Source organism: Pseudomonas sp. P5_B2, assembly GCF_056400445.1.
In genome coordinates this window covers 1-4250 of record NZ_JBFULH010000358.1, presented here as the reverse complement: position 1 = coordinate 4250, position 4250 = coordinate 1, and the positions used below count along the sequence as shown (strand labels likewise).

The following is a 4250-nucleotide window of genomic DNA, read 5'->3' as shown; positions in this document are numbered from 1 at the left end:
GTTCTTTACCCAGCTCCACGCCCCACTGATCGAAGGCGTTGATGCCCCAGATCACGCTTTGCACGAAGACTTTGTGTTCGTACATCGCCACCAGTGCGCCGAGGCGACGCGGGCTGATACGTTCGACCACCAGCGTGTTGCTCGGACGGTTGCCCGGGATCACTTTGTGCGGCGCGAGTTTGTGCACTTCGTCTTCGCTCATGCCTTTGTCACGCAGTTCGGTTTCCGCTTCGGCAAGGGTCTTGCCCAGCATCAGCGCCTGGCTTTGCGACAGGCAGTTGGCGTACAGCCACTGGTGGTGGTCGGACACCGGGTTGAAGCTGACGATCGGCACGATGAAGTCGGCCGGGATCAGTTGGGTGCCTTGGTGCAGCAACTGGTGATAGGCGTGTTGACCATTGCAACCGACGCCGCCCCAGATGACCGGGCCGGTGTCGGTGGACACCGGAGTACCGTCCTGACGCACGCTCTTGCCGTTGGACTCCATATCCAACTGTTGCAAGTGCTTGGTGATATTACGCAGGTAGTGGTCGTACGGCAGGATCGCGTGGCTTTGCGYGCCCCAGAAATTGCCGTACCACACGCCGAGCAGGGCCAGCAAAACCGGCATGTTCTGTTCGAAAGGCGCGCTCTGGAAATGCTGGTCCATGGTGTAGGCACCGGACAGCAGTTCCTTGAAGTTCGACATGCCGATGGCCAGCGCGATTGGCAGGCCGATGGCCGACCACAGCGAGTAACGACCGCCGACCCAGTCCCACATCGGGAAAATGTTTTCTTCGCGAATACCGAACGCCACGGCCGCGGCATTGTTGCTCGATACCGCGATGAAGTGACGGTACAGCTCGGCTTCCGAACCACCCTGAGCCAGGTACCAGGCGCGTGCGGCCTGGGCATTTTTCAGGGTTTCGAGGGTGTYGAAGGATTTCGACGAGACGATGAACAGCGTGGTCTCGGCACGCAGCTTCATGGCCAGTTCGTGGAATTCACTGCCATCGATGTTCGCCAGGTAGTGGCAGCGCACGCCTTTCTGGGCGTAGGACAGCAGCGCCTCGGACACCAACTCCGGGCCGAGGAACGAGCCACCGATGCCGATGTTGACCACGTCAGTGATTGGCTTCTCGGTGTAACCACGCCACAGACCGTCGTGGATGCGGCCCACGAGGTCGGTGATCTGGTTCAGCACTTTATGGACTTCCGGCATCACGTTGACGCCATTCACCGACAGCTTGTCGCCAACCGGTCGGCGCAGTGCGGTGTGCAGGGCTGGACGCCCTTCGGAGGCATTGACGATTTCGCCGTCGAACAGCGACTTGATCGCGCCCTGGAGATCGACTTCATTCGCCAGACCTACCAGCAGGTTGCGGGTCTCGGCGTTGATCAGGTTTTTCGAGTAATCGAGAAATAGTCCACAGCTGCTCAGGGTGAATTGAGTAAAACGCTGCGGGTCGGCATTGAAGGCTTCGCGCATGCTGAAATCCTGCATGGCTTGGCGGTGGTCATTCAACGCCTGCCAGGCGGGCAGAGCGGTCACGTCATGAGGAGTGCGGTAGTACGCCATCGCTGCGGGTTTCCTTTTTACTTGAACGGCTTTTTGAACACTAAAAATCCCGGAGCGCTGCGGGTCAGCGTCCGGTCAACTGTGTCGACACGATTTCATGGCACAGGGCGAATACAGTAAACCTCGCGCTTCGATCTGTCTTGGCTTTGTCAGACCCGCCCCCGGTACTTTTTATACATCGAAGCCGGGACGGTCCGACAAGTGGACTGATCAGGCAACTTGAACCGGAATGGCGTTACTGGTGTGGCTCAACTCGTTGCCCGGCGCCATGTAGAGCATGCGCGGCTTGAAGTTGAGCAGCTCGGCCTCGTTGTAATGAGCGTAAGCGCAGATGATCACGCGGTCGCCGACCTTGGCTTTGTGGGCCGCGGCACCGTTGACCGAGATCATGCGCGAACCTTCTTCGCCACGAATCGCGTAAGTGGTGAAGCGTTCGCCGTTGTCGACGTTATAGATCTGGATTTGCTCGTATTCACGGATGCCGGACAAGTCCAGCCATTCGCCGTCGATGGCGCAAGAACCTTCGTAATCGAGTACTGCGTGGGTGACTTCGGCGCGATGCAGCTTGGCCTTGAGCATGATGGCGTGCATGAGGGTTTTCCCAGGTCGGAATCGAACGGCGGGCAGTTTGCCCGAAGGCTTAAGAGGCAGCAATACGATGTAAAAACTACCGCATGTCCAATGTGGGAGCGGGCTCCCACATTTGTTTTGCGGTGTTTTAGGTTCAGGCGTCGAGATTCAAATGCAGGTTGTCGATCAACCGTGTGGTGCCGAGGAACGCCGCGACCAGAATCACCAGATCGCGATCATCCGCCGTAGCCGGACGCAAGGTCAGCGCGTGGCGAATCTCGAGATAGTCGGGACGCAATCCAGCCGCTTCAAGCTGTTTGATCTGCGCGTCGATCAGCGCCGGGAAGTCCCGCTCTCCCTGCTTGATCGCATCGGCGATCGAACTCAGCGTGCGATAGACCACCGGGGCCACGGCCCGCTGCTGTTCGCTGAGGAAGCCATTACGCGAAGACAGTGCAAGGCCATCGGCCGCTCGGACAGTTGGCTCGCCAATGATCTGGACTGGCATGTTCAGGTCATGGGCCAAGGATTTGATCACCGCCAGTTGCTGGTAGTCTTTCTGGCCGAAGACCGCGAGGTCCGGCTGGACCATGTTGAACAATTTGCTGACCACCGTTGCCACACCTTCAAAATGCCCTGGGCGGCTGGCGCCGCACAGGCCTTCAGACAGCAGCGGAACGCTGACGCGTGTCTGACCGGCCATACCGTCCGGGTACATTTCTTCAGCGCTTGGCGCGAACAGCAAGTGGCAACCGGCCTGAAGCAGTTTTTCCTGGTCGGCGGCGAGGGTGCGCGGATACTTGTCGAGGTCTTCGCCAGCACCGAACTGCAGCGGGTTGACGAAAATGCTCGCGACCACGAAATCCGCCCGTTGGGAGGCTTTGGTAATCAGCGCAATATGACCGCTGTGCAGGTTGCCCATGGTCGGTACGAAGCCGATGCGTTTGCCTTCACCGCGGGCACGGGCCACGGCGGCTCGCAGTTCGCGTACGGTTTTTACGGTGTTCATGCTGAGAATCCGTGTTCGAAGCCCGGGAAAGTCGCCGCTTTGACTTCAGTCACGTAAGCACTCAGGGCTGCTTGAATCGTGTGCTGGCCGGTCATGAAGTTTTTCACGAATTTTGGCACGCGACCGGTGATGGCCAAACCCAGCATGTCGTGCAGTACCAGTACCTGGCCATCGGTGCCGCTGCCAGCACCGATACCAATGACTGGAATCTTCACGGCTTGGGTGATTTCCTCGGCCAATTCGCTGGGCACGCATTCAAGAAGCAGCATGGCGGCCCCGGCCTGTTCCAGCGAAATAGCATCGGCACGCATTTGTCGAGCCTGGTTTTCGTTGCGACCCTGGACTTTGTAACCGCCCAGGATGTTCACCGATTGCGGCGTCAGCCCCAAGTGCGCGCATACCGGGATGCCGCGCTCGGCCAGCAGGCGGATCGAGTCGGCCAGCCACACAGCGCCTTCTACCTTGACCATATGCGCACCGGCTTGCATCAACAGGGCACTGTTGGTCATGGCTTGTTCGGTGGTGGCGTAGGCCATGAACGGCAAGTCGGCGAGGATGAGTGCATCGGTGTTGCCACGTTTGACGGCTGCCACGTGGTAAGCCATGTCAGCGGTCGTCACGGGCAGAGTGCTGTCGTGACCTTGCAAAACCATGCCGAGGGAGTCGCCCACCAGCAGCACTTCGACGCCAGCCTCATTGCAGGCGTGGGCGAAGGTTGCGTCATAGCAGGTCAGCATGGTGATTTTTTCACCTTTTTGCTTGAGACCTTGCAGAGTGGTCAGAGTGATGGCTGGCATGAAAAGATCCTCATTCAGGCGCTGTGAAAACTACTGCGAGTAACGCGCGTGATTCTTCGTTAAATACAGGCGCACGGTCTGTTGTCGTGCTTTTAAGGCCTGGATTGCGCCCTTAAACGCCGTGTTGGCGGCAGCGGGACGCCTATAGTCGTGAGGAGAACTCGGGAAGTCAATTGCATGTGTTACCGCGTTGTTACGACAGGGGTGTTACCGCTGTAACTGATGCGATTCAGCAACTATAGATCCCCTGGTCGACACAGAACAAATGTGGGAGCGGGCTTGCTCGCGAATGCGGTGTGTCAGTCAACCTATAAGC

4 protein-coding genes are annotated in these 4250 nt (G+C 58.5%); all 4 read right to left on the bottom strand.

Annotated elements, in window-relative coordinates; all coding sequences use genetic code 11:
- Positions 1–1558, bottom strand: a 1558-nt coding sequence (pgi, locus tag AC1DRJ_RS20300) for a glucose-6-phosphate isomerase (protein WP_477803720.1), incomplete at its 3' end; no start/stop codon positions are given.
- A 210-nt stretch (positions 1559–1768) separates the two neighbouring features.
- Positions 1769–2149, bottom strand: coding sequence for an aspartate 1-decarboxylase (gene panD / locus AC1DRJ_RS20295; protein WP_123497181.1), 381 nt, complete (start codon positions 2147–2149; stop codon positions 1769–1771).
- A gap of 133 nt (positions 2150–2282) precedes the next feature.
- A complete protein-coding gene (gene panC / locus AC1DRJ_RS20290; RefSeq protein WP_477803719.1) occupies positions 2283–3137 on the bottom strand; it encodes a pantoate--beta-alanine ligase in 855 nt (284 codons plus the stop codon).
- Positions 3134–3934 carry a 3-methyl-2-oxobutanoate hydroxymethyltransferase gene (panB, locus tag AC1DRJ_RS20285; RefSeq protein WP_477803718.1) on the bottom strand — a complete coding sequence of 267 codons (801 nt, stop codon included), beginning with the start codon at positions 3932–3934 and terminating at the stop codon, positions 3134–3136. The genes panC and panB overlap by 4 nt, the downstream gene beginning before the upstream one ends.
- Positions 3935–4250: the final 316 nt, after the last annotated feature.